We start from the raw sequence: 24,979 nt of genomic DNA, 5'->3' as shown, positions 1-24,979 counted from the left end.
GAAGGGTACGTCGGTGGTCGGGGGTGGTTCGGGGGCGCCGCTCAGCCGGTGAGCCCGCGCACCCACGTGAACACCCCGGCCTCGGTCAGCGCCAGCGGGATCAGGCTCAGCGCCAGCGCACTGTGCAGCAGGTCGGCGGCCCGCCCCCAGTACGGCAGCAGCCGCCGCCCCGGCACCGTCCACGAGAAGATCGCGAGCGCGGCGGCGGTCGCCAGCAGACCCGCCAGCAGACCCGCACGGCCCGCCGGGCCCAGGGACAGCGCCCACCCGGTGGTGAGCAGCGCGAGCCCGTACACGCCCGGCAGGATCAGGGCCAGCCGCTGCCACCGGGAGCCGACCTCCCGGACGTGCAGGATCAGCAGCAGCGACAGCACGGCCGCCAGCGTCACCGGGGCCCAGCCGGGCGCGGGCGCCATCAGCGTGAGACAGGCGGCGCACAGCACGCCCGTCACCACGTGGAAGGCGGTCAGATAGCCGTCGGCCACGGCACTGCGGTCCACGACCTCCTGCGCCGGATACGACTCGATGTCCTCCTGCAGCTCCTCCGCCCGGCGCGGCAGCGCGGGCAGCTTCAGCCCCGAGAGCCGGAAGGCGAAGCCGGGCAGGAACGCCCCGAACACCACCACGACCACGGCCAGCGCGCCCGCCGTCTCCGCCACCGAGAGCCCCGCGAGGACGAGCGCCCCCGCCACCGAAGTGGTGACCGAGGTGATGAGCAGCCCGAGGAACAGGGGAGCGGAGCAGGCCACGGACGCCAGCGCCAGGACCGAGGCGCCCGCCGCCGTCGAACCGCCCGCGAGCAGCCGGGCGGCCGTCAGATCGCTCTCCCCGGCCGGAAGCAGCGCCCCGGCCAGCGCCAGATACGGCACCGCCGCCGCGCCGAGCGCGGTACCGGCCCCCGCGTCGCCCACCGCCCGCGCGGCGCTGCCCGCACTGAGGAGCAGCAGGACCCCGGTCCCGGCCGCCGCGACCACCCGCAGCGGACCCAGGCCGCCGGAGAGCGCCAGGAGGACGAAACCGCCGGCCAGCGCGAGCAGTGCGACGCCGAGCGCCAAGTGATGGGTGAGGGCGGGATGCCAGCCGTCGCCGCGCCGTTCGAGACCGGCCGCGACACCGTCGACGATGTCGTCGAAGTGCACCTCCGGCAGCGCCTCGCGGCGCATCCGCAGATGGAGGCGCTCGCCGTCGCGCAGCCCCAGGGCCTCCGCCGTCCGCTCCTCGTCCAGCGGCTCCTCACCGAGCCGCTGGAGCACCCAGCCGCCCGCTTCGACGGCTCTCTCGTCCAGGTCGTCCCCGGAGTAGCCGACGATGGTCGGCAACAGGTCCGCCAGGGGGACGTCGGCCGGTACGGAGAGCTCGACCACCTTGTGCGGCCCGTGGAACCTCAACCGGCACAGCCCCGCCACCGCGCTACCGCTCACTGCCCGCGTGTCCTTCCCGCTGTCCAGCCGAGGCCGGAACGCCCTCGGCGGACAGGGGAACGCAAGCACCCCCGCGGCGGGTTCAGTCACCCCCGCGCGGCTCGCCCCGCAACTCCCGCACGAGCGCCTCGACGCCCTCCTCGCCGTACCGTGCCACGAGCACGGCGGCCAACTCGGCCACCGACCGCCGCTCGGCCTGGCTCCAGCCGCCCGCCGACGGATGCTCGTCCACCACGAAGACGCGCGCGATCAACAGGGCCTCCCGCTCCGGCGGGCCGTCCGGGGGAGCGGGCCCCAGCAGCCGGGTGAGCGCCTCCACCACCTCGGACGCGCTGGCCTCCGGCACGTCCAGGCCGGTCACGGACCCGGCGAGCGGATCCCCGTCCTCCGGGCGGACGCCCGGCAGCCATGTGCGCAGGAGCGCCCGCACCTCGGGCGCCCCGCTGTCCTCGTCCTCGTCCACCGCTCTCCTTCCGGCACCGCCCCGACGGGCGTGGGCACACCGCCTCGCCCAGCCCGGCGACGGGCCGGACCGGCCGGACCGGCGACCCTGCGGGCATCCGTACGCGCGCACACCTCTCCTCCGTTCCCGCGCTCCCTCCTTGCCGCAGTGGTCAACGCGCCTCCCCGCCGTCGGGGTTCATCCGGCTCCGTCCGAAGCCGTCGTACGCGGGGGTTGAACCGTCCCGCACCGTCCGTCCGTTCCCGACTGACGAGGAAACCGCACGGAATCGGCCGCCGGACGCGAGTCATGGCGTGAGGAGCGTTGTTCGTTGAGCGTGGTGCAAGTCAACCGCCCGCCGCGGCGGCCCGGTCCCGAGATGCCGGACGGCGAGATCCAGCTCCAGGAACCCCCTGGTCTGCCCGAGAAGCAGAACGGCATCGGCAGCATCATCACGATGGTGCCGATGGCGCTGTCCTCGCTCTCCATGGTCTTCATCTTCCTGCGCCCCAACGGCGGCATGATGACCTACATCGCCATGGGCACCATGGCCGTGTCCGCGATCGGCATGATCGTCACCCAGATCATGCGGGGCAACGCCGACCGCAAGCAGGAACTGACCGACGAGCGCCGTGACTACCTGCGCTATCTGACACAGATGCGGCGCCAGGTGCGCAAGGAGGTCCTCCGTCAGCAGGAGGCCCTGGCCTGGCGCCATCCCGACCCGGCCGAACTGCCCTTCCTGGTGCGGACCTCGCGCCTGTGGGAACGGCGCTCCTCCCACCCCGACTTCAGCGACGTGCGGATCGCGCTGGGCTCCCAGCGCCTCGCCGTACGCCTGGCCCCGCTCGCGACCAAGCCGGTCGAGGACCTCGAACCGCTCAGCGCCCACGCGCTGCGCCGCTTCATCCACGCGTACGGTTCCGTCGCCGACCAGCCCGTCGCCATCCACCTGCGGGGCTTCGCGCACGTCCTGATCCGTACCGAGGCCGACGCCGGAACGGACCCCGGCAACACCCCCACCGGCGTCACGGGGGCCCCGGGTGCCACCGGGTCCCCGGGCGGGGCCGGGGCGGGTGCCGAGGGGACGGAACCCGACGACGACCGGGCCCGCGCCCTGGTCCGCGCGGTCCTCGCGCAGATGGCCACCTTCCACGCCCCCGACGAACTGCGGATCGCGGTGGTGGCCGCGCCGGACCGGCGGGCCCACTGGGAGTGGACCAAGTGGCTTCCGCACGCCCTGCACCCCCACGAGACCGACGGGGCGGGGCCGCTGCGGCTCGTCGCGGGAACCATCGGTGAACTGGAGCAGCTGCTCGGCGAGGAGTTCGGCGCCAGGCCGCCCTACGAGCCCGACGCCTCCCCCAGCCGTGACGAGCCCTACACCGTCGTCGTGCTCGACGGGGCCGTCTTCACCTCCCCCCACCGGGCCGCGCTCGGCGGCTACCGCAACGCCGTCGTCGTCGACGTCGGCTCCACCCTGGAGTGGAAGCACGGCCGTCTCACCCTGCGGCTGCGGATCACCGGGACCCCCGAAGGCCCCGACTCCCTGGAGATGGTCGGCGCCGACCGCAACCGCAAGGACCAGAGCACCCCGCTCGGCGTCCCCGACGCCCTGACTCCCGTCGCCGCCGTCCGGCTGGCCGCCGCCATGGCCCCGTACCGCCTCGGCGACAGCTTCGACGCGGGTGAACCCCTGGAGACCGACTTCGACCTGGCCGGTCTGCTCGGCATCCCCGACCTGCACCGCTTCGACGTCAAGGAGCAGTGGGCGCGCCGCAACCAGTCCAACAAGCTCCGGGTCCCCCTCGGCCTCGGCCCCGACGGCACCCCCATCGACCTCGACATCAAGGAATCCGCCCAGGGCGGCATGGGCCCGCACGGCATGCTGATCGGCGCCACCGGCTCCGGCAAGTCCGAACTGCTGCGCACCCTCGTGCTCGCCCTGGCCCTGACCCATTCCTCGGAGATCCTCAACTTCGTCCTCGTCGACTTCAAGGGCGGGGCCACCTTCCTCGGTCTGGACGGTCTGCCCCACACCTCCGCCGTCATCACCAACCTCGCCGACGAGGCCGATCTGGTGGACCGGATGCGGGACGCGCTGCACGGCGAGATGATCCGCCGCCAGGAACTCCTGCGCGCCGCGGGGAACTACGCCTCCCTGCTGGAGTACGAGACCGCCCGCGCGGCCGGCACCCCGCTGGACCCACTGCCCACCCTCTTCGTCGTCGTCGACGAGTTCTCCGAACTTCTCGCCGCCCACCGCGACTTCATGGATCTCTTCGTCATGATCGGCCGCCTCGGCCGCTCCCTGGGCGTGCATCTGCTGCTCGCCTCCCAGCGCCTGGACGAGGGACGCGTGCACCAGCTGGAGTCCCATCTTTCGTACCGGATCGGTCTGCGGACGTTCTCCGCGATGGAGTCCCGGGGCGTCCTGGGCGTCCCCGACGCCTACCAGCTCCCCTCACAGCCGGGCAACGGCTATCTGCGCAGCGACATCTCCACCCTGACGCGCTTCAAGGCGGCCTACGTCTCGGGCACGTACCGGCCCAAGCGGCGGCCGGCGGGCCGCCGTTCGGTCATCGAGGGCCAGGTCGTCGCGCTGGGCACCGAGTACGTGGCCCCCCGCGTGCTGCCCGCCACCCCCGCCCCGGAGGAGGAGACGGCCGTCGAGGAGACCGGGACGCTGCTGGACATCGCCGCCGAACGGCTCGTCGACGCGGGTCCCCCCGCCTACCAGGTGTGGCTGCCGCCCCTCGACGTGCCGCCGACCCTGGACGAACTGCTGCCCCCGATCGGACCCGACCCCGAGCACGGCTTCACCGCCGAGGGCGAGACGCGCGGCACGCTGAAGGTTCCCGTCGGCGTCGTCGACAGGCCCTTCCAGCAGGTGAGGGACCTGCTGACGGCCGACCTGGGCGGCGCCGACGGCCACATCGGCATCGCCGGTGCCCCGCAGTCCGGGAAGTCCACCCTCATCCGCACCCTGATGACGGCGCTCGCCCTCACCCACAGCCCGGCCGAAGTGCAGTTCTACTGCCTGGACTTCGGCGGCGGCGCCCTGTCGAGCCTGCGCGGTCTGCCGCACGTCGGTGGTGTCACCGGCCGTCATGACCCCGACCGGGTCGTGCGGACCATCGCCGAGGTCAACGCGGTCATCACCCGCCGTGAGAAGTACTTCGCCGAGCTGGGCGTCGACTCCGTCGCCGCCTTCCGACGCAAGAAGGCGGCCGGAGAGCTTCCCGACGACCCGCACGGCGATGTGTTCCTCGTCGTCGACGGCTGGAACACCCTGCGCCAGGAGTTCATGGACCTGGTCCAGCCCCTCACCCTCATCTCCCAGCGCGGTCTGAACTACGGTGTCCACCTCGTCGTCGGCACCACCCGCTGGGGCGAGATCACCGGGGCCCTGCGCGACCAGCTCCAGACCCGTTTCGAACTGCGTCTGGGCGACACGGTCGACTCGGTCATCAACATGCGGGCGGCGGCCAAGGTCCCCAAGATCCCCGGCCGTGGACTCACCGCCGACCAGATGCACTTCCTGTGCGCGCTGCCCCGCATGGACGGCATCGGCACCGCCCACGACCTCTCCGAGGGCGTCGCCGACCTGGTCGACGTCGTCGCCGACCACTGGACCGGGCCGCGTGCCCCCGAGGTCCGGATGCTGCCCCTCGTCCTGGACGCCGCCGACCTGCCCGAACCGCACGGCTCCCTGCGGATCCCGCTCGGCCTGGAGGAGAACGACGTCCAGCCGCTGTGGCACGACTTCTCCCAGGACCCGCACCTGATCGTCGTCGGTGACAGCGAGACCGGCAAGACCAACCTGCTCCGGCACATCGCCACCCAGATCATGCGCGCCTACACCCCCGAACAGGGGCGTCTGATGCTGGTCGACTTCCGCCGCGAGATGTACGAGACCGTGCCGGAGGAGTACCGCCTCGGCTACGCGGTGTCCGCGGACCCGCTGCGCCAGATGATCACCGGGGCGGGCAAGGCGATCGCCAACCGGATCCCGGCCGCCGACATCACCCCGGACCGGCTGCGGCGCCGCGACTGGTGGAGCGGCCCGGAACTCTTCGTACTGGTCGACGACTACGACCTGGTCAACGGTTCGATGTCGGCGCATCCCTTCGCCGCCGTCCTCGACAACCTCGCCCAGGGCGCGGAGATCGGCCTGCACATCATCGTCGCCCGTTCCGCCAACGGCGCCGGCCGTGGACTGTCCGATCCGCTCCTGCGCAAGCTCCAGGACGTCAACACTCCGGCCGTCCTGCTGTCGTGCCCGCCGACGGAGGGCTACCTCTTCGGCGGTACGAAGCCGAAGGTGCTGCCCACCGGCCGCGCGCTGCACATCACCCGCCGCCGCACGGTCCAGCTCCAGACCCCGCTGCTCGACCCCGACGGCGTGACCCCGCAGAACGGACACTCCGGATGACCGCCCCCGCTCCTGCTCCTGACCCCGCCCCTGCTCCCGGCCCCACCCCCGGTCCCGCTTCCGTCTCCGGGTCGGGTACGCACCCCGTCGGCCCCCACCTGGTGATCGCCTCCGAGGAGACGGCCGCCGCTCTGGCGTCCGTCCTGACCGGGCTGCCCGCGCTGCCCGGGGCGCTGCTGGTCCTCGCGGCCGCTCCGGACGCGGCACTGGTGCTCCGCCGCGCCCTGCCGGAGCTGGTGGCTCTGGCGGGGGAGCGTGGTGCGGACCGTCTGGTCCTGGCCGCGTCGGGTCTCGCCGCACGGGGGCCGGGCGGTGGCCGCCCGGTGGCGGCAGTCGCCTCGGCGGCGGGTTTCACGGTGGTCGCTCCGGACGGTGTGGTGAGCGTGGAACCGGACGGCACGCTGCGGCTCGCCGAACCGGGCGGCTGGTGGCTGGCGGCACCGGGGGAGGAACCGTACGAACTGGGCCCGGGGTGGCCGCCGGAGGATCCGCGAGGTGCGGAGGATCCGGAAGGACCGGGCGAGGAGGGGGCGGGGCCGGAGGAGGAGAGGGAACCGGAGGCTGAGGAACCCGAGCCGCTCCCGCCTCCGGCGCCGCCGGTGCCCGTCGTGGCGGAGTCCCAGGGAGGCGCGCACGGATTCGGGGCGGTACCCAGGGTGTCGCCGGGGGGAGAGCCGACGGAGGAGCGGGAGGAACCGGACGGCACGTCCGGGGCGATGCCGTCGGGGACGCCGGAGGGGGAGCCCGGGGTGACTCCGGCGGGGATGCCGGGCGAGGGCCCCGCTGAGTCGCCGAGGGCGGACAGCCGTACCGTGCCGGGAGGTGTGTGGCTCGGAGGGTTGCCCGAAGCGGTCGAGCCGCTGATCGGGGTGGGCCCGGAGACCTTCCTCCTGGGTGTGGGATCACCGGCCCGCCCCGCACTGCCCGCCGCTGAGCTCCTGGCCCGGGTGCCGAGGGACGCGGCGGACGCACGGCACCTCCTGCTGTCCGCGCCCTGGGCCGATCCGGCCGACCTCGTCGCCATGGCGACGGCCCTCGCGGACCGTTTCGGCCGTACGGTACGGGCGGCGGTCGGCCTCCCCGTACGCACGGCCGACGACCACGCGACCACGTACCTGGACGGGCGGGGCGCGCCCACCTGGCAGCCCCTCCTGCTCGAACTCGCCGCCTCTCCCGCGCACCGCCGGGTGGTGCCGTCGGCGTGGCTGGGGCTGTCCGGCCAGGAGGCGGCGGCCCCTGCGCTGTACGGGTGCGCCGACGCGGCGGGCTGGGCCGTCGAACTGGTCCCGGCCGGAGTGTGGCTGCGCCCGGCGGACCGGGTGGCGGACTCCCGCCCCCGCACGGTGCGTCCCGACCCGTCCGGTCCGGTTCTGCTGGTGGGCGACGGGGGACGGGCCGTCGGCACGGAGGTCCGTGGGGCCTTGCCCGGGGTGCTGGCCGGGCTGCCGGACGTGGGCGCGAGGGAACCGTACGGACTCCTGTTCCACGGTGACGCGGCCGACGAGGAGGGACCCCGTTCCTGGGCGGGGGAGCTGGACCTGCGCTGGCTGGGCTCCACGGGATCCCGCCCGGTGCCGGAGCCCGGACCCGTCCCCGGCCCCCGTGGCGAACCGGTCTCGACCCCGCCCGGGAACGGGCTGTCCTGGGCGTCCGGGGCGGCTCCGGGTGAAGGTTCGCCCGCACCGAGGGGTGAGGCGGCGGGTGCGGTCCCCCCGTCGGTTCCGCCTCCGACCGGCTGCGAGCGGAGCGGAGGCGCTCCGGCGCCGGAACCGCCTCCCGCCGGGTCCGGTCCGACCGGAGCGGCCCCGTCCCTGGAACCGGGTCGGCCCGCGACCGGGAGCCCGCCGACGGGACCGGGCCGGGTCCCGGCCGTGCCTCCGGTGTCGCCCTCGGCCGCTCCTGAGCCGGGGCAGCCGGTGGGGGAGGCGCCCGTAGCCCCGCCGGTGGCGCCCGCCCCGCCGGTGTCCGGCTCTCCGAGGGCGTCCGTGTCTCCGCCGGTGGCCGGTGGCCGCAGCGGTCCGGACGACCGGGCGGCTCTGCGGGAGCTGCTGGGGGAGAAGTACCACATCCTGGCGAGCAAGGCGGAGTTGCTGGCCTCCCGGCTGCCGTCGTTGCGCTCTCTGGCCCAGGAGGGTCTGAAGGCGGACATGGTCGCGATCGCGCTGTACCAGGCCGACGCTCCTGGTCCGGGGTCCCGTGCGGGGCTGGCCGAGGCGGCGAGGACGGACGAGCCCGGTCCCTTCACTCCGCTGCTGCGTTGTCTGGAGTCGGGCCTGCGGCGGCTGCCGGGGCACTACGGGGCGGTCATGCTCGCGGCGCCGCTGGAGCGGGTGCCGCTGGACCGGTACGTGCCGGGCACGGTCCTGGTCGAGCCCGCGGCGGTGGCGAGCGTCCCGGCGTGCGACGCGGAACTGGAGGGCGCGGTGGAGTTCGGGATCTGGTCGTCCACCGGCCGCCGCACGTCGGTCTTCCTGGGGACGGACGACGAACCGGAGGTGGTGTTCCCGCCGGGCACGTCCTTCTCCGTCCTGGCCCTCGACCTGCCGGAGGACGACACGGCCCCGGTCCGAGTCCTGCTCCGTGAGATCTCCGCGGTGGAGAGCGACGGAGCGGACGGCCGGGTGCGCCGACGCGACGAGCAGGCGCGTACCCGGCTGACCGAATGGTTCGAGCGCAGGGACATGCTGGAATCCCACGACCGCCGCCCCCTCCCGGACGCGGCCCGTTTCCACGTGGCCCCGGGGGCGGCCCCGCACTGAACGCGTGGCCGCCCCGGGTGCGGCCGGAGCGCCTCCGCCAGGGTCCGGTCCGGCCGTTCACGTAGCGGTCCCGCCCGCCGGTGCCGGGGGACCGGGGTGTCCGTGCCGGAGACCGAGGGCAACGGTGGACCGGGGAGGCCCGCTCGACAGGAATCGTGGGCGCACGGGCCCCCGGCACCGGGAGCCGAGCCCCGAACCGGACTGCCGCGGGCACGGAAGGCTGCCGTGGCCCTCCGGCGGCTGAACCGTCATGGCCGTGGGCGGGGGCGTTGTCGGCGCGCTGCGCTACCGTCGTCTTCCCCTTGAGGGGTGCCCTGTTCCCGCCCGGCCTCTATCTCAGGCCGGGCGGGAACAGACCGGCACGTCCCCCTCATTCTTCGGCACGAGGGCCGGGCCCTTCCGGATGGAAGTGCGACACCAAGGTGTCCTGACTCCATATGAAGGGGTCCCCGGTCGGATTGCAAGGAAAACCGGGAACTTCGCCCGCAAGGCTTACCCGGTGTGCTGGTGCGTGGACGGAACGGTCGTATCCGGGCGGTCCGTTGACCGTTCCTGGATCCTAATGTTCCGTAATTCCTTGATCACTTGGTGTGATCTTCCTTCGCTGGTTCATGCTGATGCTTCTTCAACGGCGGCTCGGCACCCGTTCGTTGAAGGGGCCGCCGGAGTGCGGCCTTCCGGGTTCGGCAGCGCACGACACTGAAGGAACTGAAGGAATCGCATGGACAAAAAGAGGATAGCGACAGCAACGGCGCTGACGCTGACCACACTGATGGTGTTCGCGTGGAGCGTGCCCATGGCGGCGACGGGCTACGAAGCCCTGGCCGCCGTCGTGGCCCTGCTGCTGGGCCTGACCGTGACCCGGGCTCCGCACGTCGTCCGCCCGCGAACCCCGGCCTGCGGACATCGCGTGGCAGCGGTGCCCGACAAGGGGGACGACGCCCCGTGACGACGTCGTTCACCACTCCGGGCCCGGACGATCCGGCCCCGCTCCGCCCCGGCCGCAAGCTGGGCCCCATCGCGGCCGATGTCGGCAGCTCCCACCGGGCCTGGCTGGACCCCACCCGCGCCCGCTACCTGGCCAGCGGCCGTACGCTCAACGACCTCAGCGTCCGTGTTCCGCTGGCCAAGTCCAAGCTCTCGGAGCTGTTGAGGGGAGTGGGCCACTACCCGCGCTGGGAAGTCATCCACCGGCTGGCCGAGGAACTCGGCATCCCCAACTGGCCACTCCAGCGACTGTGGAAACAGGCCGCCCTGGACGCCGGAAAGACCCGGGACTGGATCGACCGGTCCACCGACAACCCCGTCACCACGGCCCCCCACGGGCCGCCCCTGGAACACGACGCGCTCCGCGCGATCGTCATCGACGGCTACCGCCGCTACTCCGGGGTCTTCCTGCCCGACGCGTCGGCCCGTGAAGCGGCCGTCGAAGACGCCTTCGCGATCCTCTGGCTCTCCTTCGCCGCCGCGCTCGCCAGTCCCGACACCCGCCACTACGCCTGGGGCATCCTGCGGGCCACCGTCAAGGCCAGGGCCGACCACCGTGACCACCGGCCCGTGCTGGCCGAGGCAGCCTTCGACACCGTCGCGCTGCGCGAGCAGACCTCGCCCGAGGACGAGATGGCGCAGCTGGCCGAGACCCTTGAACTGTTCACGGCGATGAGCCGTCTGCCCGACGCCCAGCTCGACGTCATGGTCCTGCGGCGCCTGTGTGGGTTCACCGTCGAGCAGATCTCCGCGCTCCTCGGGATCCCCCTGGCCGCCGTCCGCTCCACCGAGCGCCACGCCGAACGATTCCTGGAAGCCACCATCGAGCTGCCCGACACCGGAGGAACCACCCCATGACCAAGCTCGACGCCATCCTCGCCAGAGCGCTGCTCACGCACGACCGGACCGCACCCCGCGACACCGTCCCGCCCAACGACACCGAACCCGCCGTCCGGCCCTCCGCCGCCCCCGGCAGGCCCCCCGCCTCCTCGACGGCCGCCGCCGAGGACCTGCGTGCCCTGTGCGAGGCACTCGTCCGCCACACCCCGGCCACCGCCGTCTCCGGCTTCGTCACCGACCAGATCCCCGAACCCCGCAGCGCACTGGTCCTGGCATGCGTCCTGCAACTGACGGACACCGGTGACGGCGCCCGGTTCTGGTGGCAGTACGCCGCCGGTGCCGGACAGCCCGCCGCCGCCTACTGCCTCTACCTGCACCATCTCGCCCTCGGCGAGACCCACACCGCCCGCTGGTGGCACACCCAGAGCAAGGAGGACAAGCCCGGTGGGCCCGTGTGGACCACGATCCTGTGGGACAACACCCCCCTGGTCCTGCGCCACGAGGACGCGACGTCCACCGCCACCATCGTGCGGGTCCTGCGCAACCTGGCCCAGCACGTCTCCCGGCCGCGTTCCGCCGTCGTCACCGAGCTGATGCGGTACATGCCCACCGCCGTCGCCGTCGGCTATCTCCGCGAACCCGAAAGCGAACTCCCCCTGCCCGGCCCCTCCTTCTCCCGCAAGATCCGCGCCCTGCTGGAGGTGGCGGCAGACAAGCCCCCTCGCGCCCGCTGCGCCCCGTCCCTCCGCAGAAGCGCGGACCACCGGGTGCCCGCCACCCGGGAGACCGGCGAAGCCGCCACCTGCTGAACGCGGGCGCGGCCCGTCGCTGCACCGAAGACACCGAAGACGAGGAGCGGGCGGGGCCACAGAGGCGGCACAAGGCACCGGTTCCGGGCCGGTCGCGTGGCTGAGAGGGGTACGCGGCCGGTCAGTCGGACGGGCCGCTCCCCAGCCGCCGGGGGCGACTCCCGGCAGGGGCGGGTGCCCGCCGGACCCGGGGCCGACGGACAGTCAGCCGCTCCCGGCTCCGGCCAGAAGTCGGGTGTCCGCTCCGGTCCGCACGAATGCCTGGTCGACCACGGCACCGCACCCGTCCGGATCCCGCCCGTCGCCCGAGCCCGGGCCGATGAGGTTCCACGACCGCCTGTCGTACGAGGAGTCTCCCCCGGGTGCGGGAAGCGGACCTCTGTCCCGCGCGGGGGAGGCGGACCGTGCCGTCGGCGAGGCCGGTCACGAACACCCCGCCCTCCGGTTCCGTCACCCCCGCGCGATATCTTCCCTCCCACGGCGTGTCGAGGGGGAAGCCTCAAGGAGGCTCCACTCCACGCCGCATCTCGGAGGGGAAAGCACGTATGACTCCGCTGTCTCGTACGACGGCAACCACCGGCTCGTTCCACGGCGCGCCCAGGTCCACCGCGCTCGCTCTCGCGGTCCTGACGGTACTCACCACGTTCACCGCCCTCGGTCCCGCCGCCGCTCCCGCCCAGGCCGAGCCGGAGGACTGTCCGCGCGGCTATCTGTGCGTGTGGAAGACCGACCACGCCACCGGTTCCATGCTCAAGATCACGACGAACAAGCCGACGCTCGGTACCTGGGACAACCGGATCAGCGCCGTGTCCAACCGCACCGACCGCTACGCCTGCGGCTACAACGAGTCCCAGTACCGGACCTCCGGCGGCTGGGTCGTCGGTTCCCGGGACCCTGACCCGGGCGGCACCGAGTGGGGCTACTTCGGCGCCCCGTCCATCAGCTCGATCAAGCTCGTTCCCACGCGGCGCGAATGCTACGGCCCCGGCTACCCCGACTGGTCCGTGGGCTGGAATTCCCTCAGCCGTGGCTCCTTCGCCAATCTCGACGGCGACCACCGCTCCGACCTCCTCACCCGCGACAAGGCCGGCCGGCTCTGGTTCCTCCCCGGCAACAGCACCGGCAAGCTCGTCGGCTCCGGCTGGAACGCCATGAACGCCCTGACCCGGCACGGCGACTTCACGGGCGACGCCCGCGAGGACCTCATCGCGCGAGAGGCCGCCACGGGGAAGCTGTGGCTCTACCCCGGCACCGGCACGGGCGCCTTCAGCGCCCGCAGGCTCATCGGCGCCGGTGGCTGGAACTCCATGACCCGCATCACCGCCTTCGGTGATCTCACGGGCGACAGCCGTGCGGACCTCCTCGCCGTCGAGAAGTCCACCGGCAAGCTGTGGCTCTACCCCGGCACCGGCGCGGGCACCTTCAGTGCGCGCAAGCTCATCGGCGCCGGTGGCTGGAACAGCATGGACGCCCTCACTGCTCCCGGAGACGTGACCGGCGACGGCAAGGCCGATCTCATCGCGCGCGAGCCCTCCACCGGCAAGCTGTGGCGGTACAACGGCAAGGCCGGCGCACTCGCCCCCCGCGTCCCGCTCGGCGGCGGCTGGAACGCCCTGGCCACCCTCATCGGCGTCGGTGACGCCGAACACAGCGACGGTCGCAACGACCTCTACGGGATCACCAACAGCCGCGCCACCGAGTCCCTCACCAACGGTTCCTGCCTCGGCTCCGACTGTCTGGTCTCCTACCCGGGCAAGGGCAACGGCACCTTCCACCGGGCCGGCTGGGACGGCAGCCTCTGGTACGACATGACGGCCGTCCTCTGACACCACCTGAGCATCCCGAGCGGGCCGACGACGAAGGTGAACCGAGCGGTCGGCCGCGAGAACGGCCCGGCGACCATCCCGCGTGCAGACCTCCCGCACGCGGGTGAAGCGCCGGGCCGCAGACGATCACCCCCTGTCCGCGTGCGGTCTCGCCGACAGCCCTCGGCGAGACCTTCGGCGGGCCGGACGGGCGGGATGCCGTGCGCGAGCGGACGGTGCGGTCCGGGAGGCCCTCTTGCCAGCCGTAGAAGATATTTCGAAAATGAGCATGACAAAAAGAGGATCTCTCGTCGCGCCTTCGTCAGAGAGAACAAGAGGGGACCCCCCACATGAAGAAGCCTTTCGTCGGCATCCTGCTCGGACTGTCCCTGGCGGGAATGTCCGCCGCACCGGCCCTGGCCTCCGCACCCCAGGCCGCGCCCGCCGAGGTCGTGGCGCCCGCCGCCGTCGACTTCGCCGGCACGGTCGCGCTCAGCAACTGTTCAGGATCCGTCGTCCGCGCGCCCAGCTCCCTGCCGACCGACCCCGCACTCGTCCTCTCCAACGGGCACTGCCTGGAGACCGGCATGCCCACCGCCGGTCAGGTCATCAAGGACCGCGCGTCCAGCCGCACCTTCTCCCTGCTCAACTCGGCCGCCACGAAGGTCGGCACGCTCCAGGCCAACCGCATCGCGTACGCCACGATGACCGACACCGACATATCGATCTACCGGCTGACCAAGACCTACCAGCAGATCCAGAGCCAGTACGGGATCGGCGCGCTCACCCTCAACGACGTCCGCCCGGCACAGGGTTCGGCGATCACGGTGGTCTCCGGATACTGGAAGCGCACCTACAGCTGCAACGTCGACGGGTTCGCCTACCGCCTCAAGGAGGGTGAGTGGACCTGGAAGGACTCGGTCCGCTACACCTCGTCCTGCAACACCATCGGCGGCACCTCCGGCTCGCCGGTGATCGACAACACCACCGGCAAGGTGGTCGCCGTCAACAACACGGGGAACGAGAGCGGTGGCAGCTGCACCCTGAACAACCCGTGCGAGGTCGACCAGAACGGTGCCGTCACCGTCCGCCAGGGCATCAACTACGCCCAGCACACCTACACGATCGTCCCGTGCATCGCCCCCGGGAACGTCATCGACCTGAACCGCGCGGGCTGCGCACTGCCCAAGCCGTAACCCTTCCGTTCCCTCCGGTGCCACGGCCGGGGTCCCGCACGGGACCCCGGCCGCTTCGTCCGCCGTGCCCGCCCCGCACCGCCTCCATGGTGGCCGACGCAGTTGCGCACGCGGGGAGTTGGCTGCCGTCTCGTGGGATGCCAACAATGAGGAAAGGCAACTCTCCCGACCGAAGGGACGACCAGTGCCGCACATCCGGATCGCCAACGACCAGCCCGGCATCAGGGGTCTGATGACCCACCGCCCCGACACGGCCGTCCCGCTGAACGCCCTCGCCGACGCCCTGCTGCGCGGCGACTCGCCGCTGCCCCGGGGCGAACGCGAACTGATCGCCGCGTACGTGTCGGAACTGAACGCCACCCGTTTCTGCGCCGACACCCACGGCGCGGCGGCCGCGGCTCAACTCGACGGCGGCGCCGACCTGGTCAAGGCGGTCCAGCACGACGCCGTCACCGCGCCCGTCACCCCCCTGCTGCGTTCCCTCCTGCGGATCGCCGCCGAGGTCCAGGCGCTGGCCGCCCCCGTCCGTGACGAAACCGTCGCCGCCGCCCGCGCCGAGGGCGCCACCGACACCCACATCCACGACACCGTCCTCATCGCGGCCGCCTTCTCCATGTACAACCGCTACGTCAGCTGCCTGGCCACCGCACTGCCCACCGAGCCCGCCTACTACGAGGAGGCGGGCCGGCGGATCACCGCCCACGGCTACACGGCCACCCTGTGAGGGGGAGGTGGCCACGATGCCCGCGCACTCCCCGGAGAAGGCCCACCGAAGAGCGGTCACCGCCACCGTCGTCGGCAACTTCATCGAGTCCTTCGACTGGCTCGCCTACGCGCTCTTCGCCCCCCTGTTCGCCGCCCAGTTCTTCCCCTCCCACGATTCCCTCACCTCGCTCCTCGGTGTCCTCGCCGTCCTGGGCGCCGGTGTCCTCATGCGCCCCCTCGGCGGCATCCTCCTGGGCCGCTACGCCGACCGGCGCGGACGCCGTCCCGCCCTCCTGCTGGCCGTCTGCCTCATGGCGGGCGGGTCCCTCCTGATCGGTGTCACCCCCGGCCACGCGCACATCGGACTGCTCGCTCCCGTCCTCCTGCTCCTGGCACGCATGGCCCAGGGCATCTCCCACGGCGGGGAATGGCCCGCCGCGACCACCTATCTGATGGAAGTCGCCCCCGAGAAGCGCAGAGCCACCTACGGCAGCCTGTTCTCCCTCACCACCTGCGCCGGTGCCTTCACCGCCTCGCTGCTCGGCGGCGGTCTGACCGCCGCCCTCGGCCCCACCGCGATGAACGCCTGGGGCTGGCGCGTGCCGTTCCTGATCGGAGGTGTCCTCGGCCTGGTCCTGCTGGTCCTGCGCACCCGCCTGGCCGAGACCGAGGTCTTCCGGCGGGAGGTCAGCGCCCGCCGCGACCGCGGCTCCCTGCGACAGATCATCGGCGCCCACCGGCGCGGCGTCCTGCTGGCCGTCCTGTTCGTCGCGGGCAGCGCCGCCGTCGGCGGCACCTGGACCTCCGTCGTCCCCGCGCTGGGAACCCGGCTCGCCCCGCCCGGCACCATGTTCTGGGCGGTGATGACCGCCACCGCCACCATGCTGCTGCTCAACGTGCCGATCGGTCTGCTCGCCGACCGGATCGGAGCCGTCCGCCTGCTGCTCGCGGCCGGTGCTCTCTTCGCCGTCACCGGATCCGTCTCGTACCTCACGATGACCGGCGGCTTCGCGAGCCTGCTGTTCACCTACGGCTCCGGCGTCGTCTACCTCGTCTGCGCCACGACCGTCCTGCCCGGCCTGCTCACGGGCATCTTCCCGCCGGAGGTACGCGCCCTCGGCGTGGGCCTTTCCCACGCGGTCACCGGAGCCGTGCTGGGCGGCGCGGGCCCCGCCCTCGCCGCCTTCGCGGCCGAGCACGACGCCGACGGCTGGTTCGTCGTCGGGGTGATGACCGCGGTCCTCCTGAGCTGGCCCGCGGCGTTCCTCAGCGCGCGATCCCTGCGCCCCGACACAGCGGCACCCGACCGCCCCGCCCTGACTCTCCTCCGTTGACCGACTCCGGCAGGACCACCGACTCCGGCAGGACCACCGACTCCGTCCGCCGGGGCAACGGACAGGAAACGGGCGGGGACGGCCCGTTCGGCGGTCTCCGCGGTTCCCTCCCCCTGGCGGAGGCCAGGACGGCTCCGCCACCACCGGTCACAGACCTGTGGCTTCCCTGGTCTTCTTCACCGCCGAGTCGATGGTGTTCACCAGGGTGTCGCGCCGCCTCTCGCGCGCGGCCCGGTCCGCCGGCACCAGGCGTGCCGCGACCTCCACGGCGTAGCTGTCCGGGTCGCCGAAAGCGGTCCGGGGGTCCTCTCCCGTCATCGCGCAGTGCCCCGCCGTCTCCTTGACCGCCCGGAGCACGACTGCCCTGTCCACGCCCGGCTGCATGGCCAGCCGCACCTGGAAACGAGCCATCCACCTGTCACGGTCCCGGTCCTCCACTCGGTCCGTCCCCTGCTCCTTCTTCGCCATGCGCTCTCCTCTGTTGATCCACGGCCCTCTGGCCGTGTGGCAGGACACCAAGGTACCGAGGCGGGTCGCGGGCCCTGTCGGCCGGCGGGCGAATCCATCAGCTCCCCGGACGGGAACGGCCCCCCGGCCGGCGAGGTCGCCGGCCGGGGGGCCTTGGGGTGTCTGTCCCGTCCCGGGTGTCGATCGGGTGCGTGACGCCGGTGGGTTCAGGAGTAGCGGCCGCCGCCCCCGAAGCTCTGGCCGACGCTCCAGGCGTAGCCCCGCCCGTAGCGCCAGGCGGTGCCGTAGGCGGAGAACATCACGGTGTCGCCCGCGTCGAGACGGCACTGCCACCAGCCGCACTTGAACCAGCCGCGGCCCTTGCTGTTGTTGTTCGAGTACCAGCCGCCGTGGAAGGTGTAGCTGCCGAACTCTCCGTGGCTGTAGGTACCGGACTTCACATAGGTGTTGCTGATGTGGATGTACCACTTGAAGCCCGCGTTGATCCAGGAGTTCGCCCAGGACTTGCGGAAGTGGAAGTCCCAGTTCAGCGAGCAGCGGCCGGTGTCGCTCTCGCAGATGCGACGGATGCGGACGCACACGTCCTGGCGGCAGTTCGACTGCACCCGCTCACGCAGGTACGTGCCGTCGATGTCGTACTTGTTCTGCGGGTCGGCGCAGGCGTAGTCGTACGCGTTGCAGCTGCCGCCGTTCATCGGGTCGACCGACAGGAAGCGCCCGACCCGCGGGTCGTAGAGGCGCACGCCCATGAGGGTGATGCCGGTGAGGGTTTCGGCGGAGCGCAGGCTCGCGCCCAGCCAGCCGTAGCGGCCGGTGGCGCTGCCGGGACGCGCGTTGCCGTACTCGTCCGCGTCCAGGGCGAGCGGGGCGACGGCGGTGTCCAGGGGAAGCCGCAGCGCGACGTCTCCGTGGACGTTGGAGAACTGCAGGACGACCTCGCCGGTCGCGGAGGTGGTCGCGGTGAGACCGGCGGACGCGGAGCCGACGTTGCGCGTCAGTGCGCCGCTCGCGGTGTCCTCGGTGATCCAGCGCGGGCTGTCGCCGTCGGCGCCGTAGTGGTTCACCTTGGACCGGGTGGTGGACCAGATGCCGGCGTTGTCCTTCTCCACGGTCCAGGACCGCAGCCGCCGGGAGGCGTCGAGCGTGAACGTCTGCCGCTGGCCGCCCGCGGTCTGCTGGTGGACCAGGTCGTTGGCGTAGTAGCCGAAGGTCCCGCTGCCGGGGACCGAGGTGGTGCGTCCGAGGGCGTCGTAGGCGTAGCCCGCGTCGACGAGGCGGTCACCGCTGTCGTAGGTGTGGGTGGTGGTGGTGCCTCCGGAGGTCGGGCAGGCCGCGCCGGGCCTGCCCGCCGCGGTGGTCAGGGACGTGCGGTTGCTGCGCTTGTCGAAGGTGTAGGCGCGCGCGGTGCAGACGGTGTCGGCCGTGTCCTCGACCGCCGTGAGGCGGCCCGCCGCGTCGTAGCGGTAGGCCTGGTCGGACCAGCCCGAGTGCGTGGTGGTCTGGCCGTGGGCGGACTTGTTGACCGCGTCGGTGAAGACCGACGCGCCGTCGCTGTCGCGGGTGTACGAACGGCCGGTGACGTTTCCGGCGGTGTCCGTGGTCTGCCGCAGGGTGTAGCCGCCGGGCAGCTTCTCGGTGGCGACGGCACCGTCCACGCCGTAGGTGGCGCTGAACGTGCCCGCGACGGAGTCCGTCATGGAGGTGGCCATGCCGCGCGGTTCGGCTGCCGCGTCATAGGCGTACGTGACGGTCGAGGGCGCCGAGTCGGCGACCTTGACGGGCCGTCCGAGCAGGTCGTACTGGGTGGTGGTGGTGCCCGCGTCGGCGTCGGTGTACGAGATCGGACGGCCGAGGCGGTCGTAGGACCGGGTGATGGTGCCCCCGGTGGCGGAGGTGGTCCTGGCCACCTTGCCGGTCGCGGGGTCGTACGCGGTCGTCGCCTCGGGAACCGCCTGGCCGAGTCCGCCGGTGACGGTGTCCTTGATCCGGCGGCCGGCGCCGTCGTAGGTGACGGCCGTCGTACGGGCGACGCCGTTGGCCGTCTCGACGGCCTTGGCCGGGTTGCCCCACCAGTCGTACTCGGAGCTGGTGTCGATCAGATCGGAGGGCTGGGACCCGCCGCCGGTGACAGCGCCCGCGGGGCCGCTCCAGCAGACCAGGCCGGCCCATTCGGGGCGGCCCTTGCACCAGCCGGTGCCGTCCGCCGTCCAGTACGCGGTGACCTTGCTGGCCGCGTCGTCGCCGGTGCCGCCGGGCAGGACCGAGGAGATGACCCGGCCCTGCGCGTCGTAGCCCCAGCTGCTGGTCAGGTTGAGGCCGCCGGGGTCCTTGATGGACAGGGTCGGCTGACCCTTCACCCAGTCGTACTGGGATTCCTTGACCCGCTTCTCTCCCATGAGGGAGTCGTGGCCGCGGACCCGGGTGCCGCTGATCTCCAGCGTGGCCCGGTCCCGGATGGAGGCGCTGCCGTCGGTGGGACGGCCTCCGTCGTACTCCTTCACGACCCAGTCCTGCGCCGGTACGGAGGTACCGGCGGCGATCAGGGTGGTGGCACCCTGCTTGAAGTCCTGGGTGAGGTCGATCCGGTGGAGCGGGCCGAAGGTCTCCAGCTCGCGGACACCGTTGTCGCTGTACAGCGTGCGGCTGGACAACAGCTCGGCGCGCTCCGCGGAGCCGAGCGCGCCGATGCCGAGGTCGGCCTGGAGAGCGCGGTCGGCGGCCGTCAGGCCGAGGGCGACGGCGCGGTTGGCGGCCGAGAGTTCACGGACGATGTTGCCGAAGCGGTCGTACTCGGTGGTGGTGAGGTGACCGCCGGGAGCGGCGGCGTTGCTCTCCTGGCCGGACACGCCCAGGTAGCGGATGTCGGCGCGGCCGTAGGATCCGGCCGTCAGGGCCGCTCCGTCGTGGCCGGCCGGTACCGCGTCGGCGGGGAAGACCGCCGCGGCGTCGGTGGGTGCCTGCGCCTGGCCCCAGGTGCGCGTCTGCGCGGCGCCCATCTGGTACGGGGCCTTGGCGCCGGTCACCGGGACGTCGTAGACGACGCCGATGGTGGCGGTCCCCTCGGCGGTGTCGGCGGTGCCCTGCTTCAGTCCGGCGCGCGACACCTTCAGCAGCATGCCGTCACCGGCGGTCGCGGCGTTTCCGGCACGGCCGTACGTGAAGCTCCACGGCAGCTCGCCGGGCGGCGTGAGCGTGGTGACGCGGCCCGCGGCGTCGTACGCGTACTCGGTCTTGAGCGCGGGCGTGATCAGCGGGTTCCACGCCTGGCGCAGCCGCCCGCTGTTGTCGTACGCGTACGTGTGCACCGTCCTGGCCGTGGCCGTGGCGGCACCGGGCTCGGTGGCCCAGACGCGGATCTCCTTGACCTGGCCCGTGTAGTCGCCGAAGGCGAGCGGGGTGGCCGTGGTCGAGCCGGCGTAGACGTACTCCAGGCTGCGGCAGCCCTTGGTGGAGGGGGTCGCCGTGCAGGTGGCGCCGTTGGCGGCAGGAGTGGCCCCGTTGACGCGCACGGGGCGGACCAGCTTCTTGCCGTTCACCGTCACGGTCTCGGTGACCACGGTGTTCGTGGAGTTCGCCAGGCCGTCCTGGAGGGTCGTGGAGACCTGCCAGGTGGTGAGCGCCGGGTCGGGCTTGGTGAAGGTGGTCACCGTGCCGTCGGTCTCGGTGAGGGTGAAGGAGCCCGTGACCGCGCCGGAGAGCGTCAGCGACTCGGCGCCGGGCTCGGGGATCCAGGCGGTCTTCGCCGCGTTCGCGGTGAAGTGGGTCTCGGAGCCGTCGTTGTTCACGACGGCGACGGCCGTGTCGGAGGCCTTGCGCAGATACGCGTAGACGGAGGCCGTCTCGGCGACGGCCCCGGCCGCCCACTCCTTGCCGAAGATGGCCGCCTGGCCCTCCTGCTCGGCGCCCTGTACGGGGCGCCGGGAGGAGGCCGATCGCTTGATCGTGAGGTCGAAGACCGAGGTGTCGGTGGCGGACAGGCCGTAGTCGCCGGTGAGGAGGTTCACCGAGCCGGGCCCGATCTGCTCCTCCGCCGCCCCGCTCGCGTCGCGGTCGACGACGACGGGCAGCGGGTCGGTGCTGCCCGCGGCGCTGTTCGCGCCGGTGAAGGAGGCCTTGATCTGGATGCTGCCGTCGGGGTCGACGGTGTCGGTGGCGTTCCAGACCAGCGGGGCGTTCCTGCCGCCCACGAGGGGGACCGGCCAGGCGGTCAGCGCGGTGCCGCCGGAGGTGACGTGACCGGCGGGTATCTGCGTCCAGGCGTCGGCCTCGGAGCGGCGCCAGAAGAACGACACCTTGTCGTACTTACCGGACTCGGCTTCGGCGACGAGCGGCAGACGTCGGGCGGTGCGCTCGCCGTCGGTCGGCTGCACGAAGCCGCCCGGGCCCGCGTGGAAGACGTAGTCGACCTGCTCGGACTTGTTGTCGGCCTTGTCCACGGTGCGCACCTGGAGGGTGTGCGTGCCGTCCTGGGGCGGGGTGATGGTGAGGGCCTTCGTACCCGCGGCGCCGTTGGTGGCGACCTTGGTCCAGGTGGTGCCGTCCAGCGACCACTCGATCCAGTGGTGGTCGGCGGCGGGCGGGGTCACGTGGAAGACACCCGCCTGGCCCGCGCCCTTGACCCACGCGCTCGACGGGTAGTCCGTCGAGGTGACGGCCGTCGGGGCGGAGGGTGCGGTGGAGTCGACCGTGAAGGTCTTCCAGGCCGACCAGCCCAGGTTGTAGTGGCCGCCGTCGTACGGATTCGTGCGGAACCGGTACGTCCTGCCGTTGGTGAGGACACCCGCGGGGACGGTCACCGAGGCGACCTGACCCGAGGGTACGTACGGCGAGACCAGGACGTTGCCGACCTGGGTGTCGGTGGCGGCGTCGAAGATCTGGAAGGTGCCGTTGACCTTGTCGCCGTTGGCGTCGACGAAGGTGTCGCGCAGGGTGGGAGTGGGCGAGTCGACCACGTAGGCGCCGTCGTAGGAGAAGAACGGGGCGCCCGCCTCCTGCTTGGTGCCGGTACGCGGACGGTAGTTGTAGGTGACCGTCAGCTTGGGCGGGTTGGCGGCGGCGTTGGCGGAGTTGACCCGCTTCCACTGCTTGATGTTGTTCTCGTCGGTGGCCCGCAGGCCCATGCCCGAGGTCGCCCACTTGTTGTTGGACCAGTGCTGCACCAGGCTCGTGGCGTCGGCGTCGATCCAGCCGTCGGGCTGGGAGGCGCAGCCGGGATTGCCCTTGGTCCCCGTGGACGTGGCCGTCTTCGTGGTCATCGACGGCTGGTTCGTCCAGCGGGAGGCGGTGGAGGCGGTGTTCGCCGTCCACAGTTCCCAGGGCTGCGCGGTGCAGTCGGTGTTGCCCGAGTGGAAGTTCCACAGGGAGAGGGTCGCGGAGGAGATCAGCGCGTCGGCGATCGGGGCGGTGTTCCACGTGAGGAAGGACCGCGCGGTGCGCCAGGTGCCGTCGGCGTTCTTCGTGCCCGGATTGCCGAAGTCGAGTTCGGTGTCGTTCGACCAGTCGACCGTCTCGCCCTGCTGCACGTACGTGTCGAACAGGTTGCCCAGTGCGGACGTCGACGGGTCGACGGTCACGGGGTACTTCGTCGCCGGGTCGGCGAGGAAGCCCGCGTCCGGGGTGATGACGAGATCGACACCGCCCCTCGCCTTGACGACCTCCATGCCCACCGCGGCCCGGCGGGTGTGCTCACCGGAGGCCTCGTCGACGCTCGCGTCCCACATCACGGGGGCGGGCATGACGGCGGTCTTCCTGGACTTCCTGTCCGTGAACAGGACACTGCCGTCCGCCTGCCGCGTGACCTTCAGACCCTTGGTGCGCAGCGGCAGCGTGTACGAGAACCCGGCCGCGGGCCTCGTCTTCACCTCGACGAACTGCTCGAAACCGGTACGGGTGGCCTCCACGACCACGTCCGCGCCCGGTACGGCGTTCTCGTAGGTGGCGTGGGTGCCGTCCAGCACCGGCTTCGGCAGACCGCCGCGCCACTGGAGGGTGATCGCCTGGTCGCCCTCGCCGAGCGTGACCAGATCGGTGGCCGGAGCGGCCTGGGCCGCCTTGAGCGAAGGGGCCTTCCGGCCCGTCCTCCCGGCGAGCCTGAGCCCGCGCGGGTGCGCCTTCGAGGTCACGGAGCCGTCGGCCGACTCGGTGAGCGCGATGTCCACGTTCCGCCACTCACCGGTGGCCGGGTCGCGGAAGCGGATCGGTCCCGCGGACAGTTCGGAGGTGAGCGAGCCGTCCTTGCCGACCCAGGTCGTCGAGGTCTCCGTACGCTCGGACAGAGCCTCGACGCGCGTGCCCGAAAGCAGGGCCGCGACCCGGGCGGAGGGTATGTCGGCCGCTGCGGCAGGGGCCTTCCGCTGCTGGTCCTGCCGCACCGGAGACGCCTCGTAAGCGGCCGGGGCGGCTGTCGCCGCTTCGGCGCCGAACAGCGACGACGCCGCCGTGAGAAGGGCCAGGCCGGTCGCGGTGGCACGCAGCCCACCCGGGCCGCCGGCCAGTGAGCGGGCACGCCGAGATGGCCTGCCCGAAAAACGGGATGGCAAAGTCCCCCCAAGGAGTAAGTGGTCTTCCTGCCGATCGCTTGCGCATGACAAGTGATCAAGGGGAATCTACGGCGCGCCTACAACGAACATTCCGGGCGAATGCCCATCGACGGCGCGACCTCCGGCAATCCGTTATTGGATCTTCATCCGACTGCTTGAGCGGGGGCGTCGCGCGGGGCGGCGGTGTGCCGACCCGGCGTCATATCGCGTGCCGCGTGCCGCAGGAGGCAGGACGTGGGCGCCGTGGTGGCCATCGGGTCCGGCCGCGGAGCCAAGGCCGGGTCGGGCCGCTTCCACCGGCGGACATCCGAGACCAGGAGACGGGACCCCGTGGGAACGATGTCCGTTGTGGAAGGCGCGGGGTTGTGGGTGGGGGGTGTTCACGTGGGTTTCAAGGTGGTTGCACGTGGGTGGGGTGATACTGCGTCTGATTCCCTGGTAGCTATTTCTGATAGCTATTCCTTCGCGTGCAAGGAGAAATTCTGTGTCCACACTGCAATCCTCGAGCAGCGGCACGGACCGCATGAGCGGGCGCGCGTGGGGCGTGCTGTTCGTGCTGTGTGGCGCGATCTTCCTCGAGGGCATCGACGTGGCCATGTTGAATGTGGCGTTGCCTTCGATCCGTGAGGATCTGGGTCTGTCGACCGGCATGCTCCAGTGGGTGATGAGTGCCTATGTGCTGGGGTATGGCGGTTTCATGCTCCTCGGTGGTCGTGCTGCTGATCTGTTCGGTCGGCGTCAGATGTTTGTGTTCTGGCTTGTCGTGTTTCTTCTGTTCTCCGGTCTGGGGGGGTTCGCGACGGAGGGGTGGATGCTGGTCGTGGCTCGTTTCGTGACGGGTGTGGCGGCGGCGTTCATGACTCCGGCGGGTCTGTCGATCATCACGACGGGTTTCGCTGAGGGTCCGCAGCGGAACAAGGCGCTGCTGGTGTATTCGGGTACGGCGGCGGGTGGTTTCTCGGTCGGTCTGGTCGTGGGTGGTCTGCTGGCCGCGATCAACTGGCGTTGGGTGTTCTTCGCGCCGGTCATCCTGAGTCTTCTGATCCTGATCGCGGCGGTGGTGCTGATCCCGAAGTCGGCGCGTCCGGTGCGTACGGGGCAGGGTGTGGACCTGGCGGGTGCGGTGACGGTGACCGGCGGTATCCTCCTGCTGGTCTTCGGTGTGGAGCGGGCCACGCATGTCTCGGCGGCGTGGACGGTGGGCACGATCGGGGCGAGTGTGCTGCTGTTCCTGGTGTT

14 protein-coding genes are annotated in these 24,979 nt (G+C 72.0%); 10 read left to right on the top strand and 4 right to left on the bottom strand.

Annotated elements, in window-relative coordinates:
* Nucleotides 1-41: 41 nt before the first annotated feature.
* Both eccD and ACIRQY_RS17805 read right to left on the bottom strand, forming a co-directional pair.
* The gene (eccD, locus tag ACIRQY_RS17810) at nt 42-1,421 is read right to left on the bottom strand and encodes a type VII secretion integral membrane protein EccD (RefSeq protein WP_403926547.1); all 1,380 of its coding nucleotides are present in this window, start codon (nt 1,419-1,421) and stop codon (nt 42-44) included.
* Between the two features lie 82 nt (nt 1,422-1,503).
* On the bottom strand, nt 1,504-1,884 hold the full coding sequence (locus tag ACIRQY_RS17805) for a hypothetical protein (protein WP_403926544.1): 381 nt from the start codon (nt 1,882-1,884) through the stop codon (nt 1,504-1,506).
* A gap of 358 nt (nt 1,885-2,242) precedes the next feature.
* Between ACIRQY_RS17805 and eccCa the strand changes: the two genes are divergently transcribed.
* The 9 genes from eccCa (at nt 2,243) to ACIRQY_RS17760 (ending at nt 16,733) form a co-directional block, all read left to right on the top strand.
* A complete protein-coding gene (gene eccCa / locus ACIRQY_RS17800; protein ID WP_403926936.1) occupies nt 2,243-6,298 on the top strand; it encodes a type VII secretion protein EccCa in 4,056 nt (1,351 codons plus the stop codon).
* Nucleotides 6,295-9,057, top strand: coding sequence for a hypothetical protein (locus ACIRQY_RS17795; RefSeq protein ID WP_403926541.1), 2,763 nt, complete (start codon nt 6,295-6,297; stop codon nt 9,055-9,057). Before eccCa ends, ACIRQY_RS17795 begins: the two co-directional genes overlap by 4 nt.
* Nucleotides 9,058-9,778: 721 nt before the next feature.
* The gene (locus ACIRQY_RS17790) at nt 9,779-10,006 is read left to right on the top strand and encodes a hypothetical protein (RefSeq protein WP_351793495.1); all 228 of its coding nucleotides are present in this window, start codon (nt 9,779-9,781) and stop codon (nt 10,004-10,006) included.
* Nucleotides 10,003-10,902 carry a sigma-70 family RNA polymerase sigma factor gene (locus ACIRQY_RS17785; RefSeq protein ID WP_351793492.1) on the top strand — a complete coding sequence of 300 codons (900 nt, stop codon included), beginning with the start codon at nt 10,003-10,005 and terminating at the stop codon, nt 10,900-10,902. Before ACIRQY_RS17790 ends, ACIRQY_RS17785 begins: the two co-directional genes overlap by 4 nt.
* Complete coding sequence (locus ACIRQY_RS17780) at nt 10,899-11,693, top strand: hypothetical protein (protein ID WP_403926537.1); 795 nt, start codon at nt 10,899-10,901, stop codon at nt 11,691-11,693. The genes ACIRQY_RS17785 and ACIRQY_RS17780 overlap by 4 nt, the downstream gene beginning before the upstream one ends.
* A 545-nt stretch (nt 11,694-12,238) precedes the next feature.
* Nucleotides 12,239-13,519, top strand: a complete 1,281-nt coding sequence (locus tag ACIRQY_RS17775; protein ID WP_403926534.1) for an FG-GAP-like repeat-containing protein — start codon at nt 12,239-12,241, stop codon at nt 13,517-13,519.
* A 329-nt stretch (nt 13,520-13,848) separates the two neighbouring features.
* Nucleotides 13,849-14,694: a serine protease gene (locus ACIRQY_RS17770; RefSeq protein ID WP_403926531.1), complete on the top strand. Its 846-nt coding sequence runs from the start codon at nt 13,849-13,851 to the stop codon at nt 14,692-14,694.
* 184 nt (nt 14,695-14,878) lie between these two features.
* Nucleotides 14,879-15,418, top strand: a complete 540-nt coding sequence (locus ACIRQY_RS17765) for a carboxymuconolactone decarboxylase family protein (RefSeq protein ID WP_351793482.1) — start codon at nt 14,879-14,881, stop codon at nt 15,416-15,418.
* A gap of 16 nt (nt 15,419-15,434) precedes the next feature.
* A complete protein-coding gene (locus ACIRQY_RS17760; protein WP_403926528.1) occupies nt 15,435-16,733 on the top strand; it encodes an MFS transporter in 1,299 nt (432 codons plus the stop codon).
* A gap of 147 nt (nt 16,734-16,880) precedes the next feature.
* On the opposite strand, the gene ACIRQY_RS17755 is transcribed toward ACIRQY_RS17760, so the two are convergent.
* Nucleotides 16,881-17,201 (bottom strand): hypothetical protein, encoded by a 321-nt coding sequence (locus ACIRQY_RS17755; protein WP_403926525.1) that lies wholly within the window; start codon nt 17,199-17,201, stop codon nt 16,881-16,883.
* Between the two features lie 206 nt (nt 17,202-17,407).
* On the bottom strand, nt 17,408-23,572 hold the full coding sequence (locus ACIRQY_RS17750; RefSeq protein WP_403926522.1) for a DNRLRE domain-containing protein: 6,165 nt from the start codon (nt 23,570-23,572) through the stop codon (nt 17,408-17,410).
* A gap of 691 nt (nt 23,573-24,263) precedes the next feature.
* Here ACIRQY_RS17750 and ACIRQY_RS17745 point away from each other — a divergent pair.
* The coding region (locus tag ACIRQY_RS17745; protein WP_403926933.1) for an MFS transporter at nt 24,264-24,979 on the top strand (716 nt) is incomplete at its 3' end.

The organism is Streptomyces sp. NPDC101490 (assembly GCF_044767145.1).
Taxonomy (GTDB): Bacteria; Actinomycetota; Actinomycetes; order Streptomycetales; family Streptomycetaceae; genus Streptomyces.
The sequence above is the reverse complement of the archived record's forward strand: the minus strand, read 5'-3'. Positions and strand labels throughout refer to the sequence as shown.

Coding starts and splice junctions, on each gene's coding strand:
- eccCa (WP_403926936.1), top strand. CDS start 2,243: ATGCCGGACGGCGAGATCCAGCTCCAGGAACCCCCTGGTCTGCCCGAG.
- ACIRQY_RS17795 (WP_403926541.1), top strand. CDS start 6,295: ATGACCGCCCCCGCTCCTGCTCCTGACCCCGCCCCTGCTCCCGGCCCC.
- ACIRQY_RS17790 (WP_351793495.1), top strand. CDS start 9,779: ATGGACAAAAAGAGGATAGCGACAGCAACGGCGCTGACGCTGACCACA.
- ACIRQY_RS17780 (WP_403926537.1), top strand. CDS start 10,899: ATGACCAAGCTCGACGCCATCCTCGCCAGAGCGCTGCTCACGCACGAC.
- ACIRQY_RS17775 (WP_403926534.1), top strand. CDS start 12,239: ATGACTCCGCTGTCTCGTACGACGGCAACCACCGGCTCGTTCCACGGC.
- ACIRQY_RS17770 (WP_403926531.1), top strand. CDS start 13,849: ATGAAGAAGCCTTTCGTCGGCATCCTGCTCGGACTGTCCCTGGCGGGA.
- ACIRQY_RS17760 (WP_403926528.1), top strand. CDS start 15,435: ATGCCCGCGCACTCCCCGGAGAAGGCCCACCGAAGAGCGGTCACCGCC.
- ACIRQY_RS17755 (WP_403926525.1), bottom strand. CDS start 17,201: ATGGCGAAGAAGGAGCAGGGGACGGACCGAGTGGAGGACCGGGACCGT.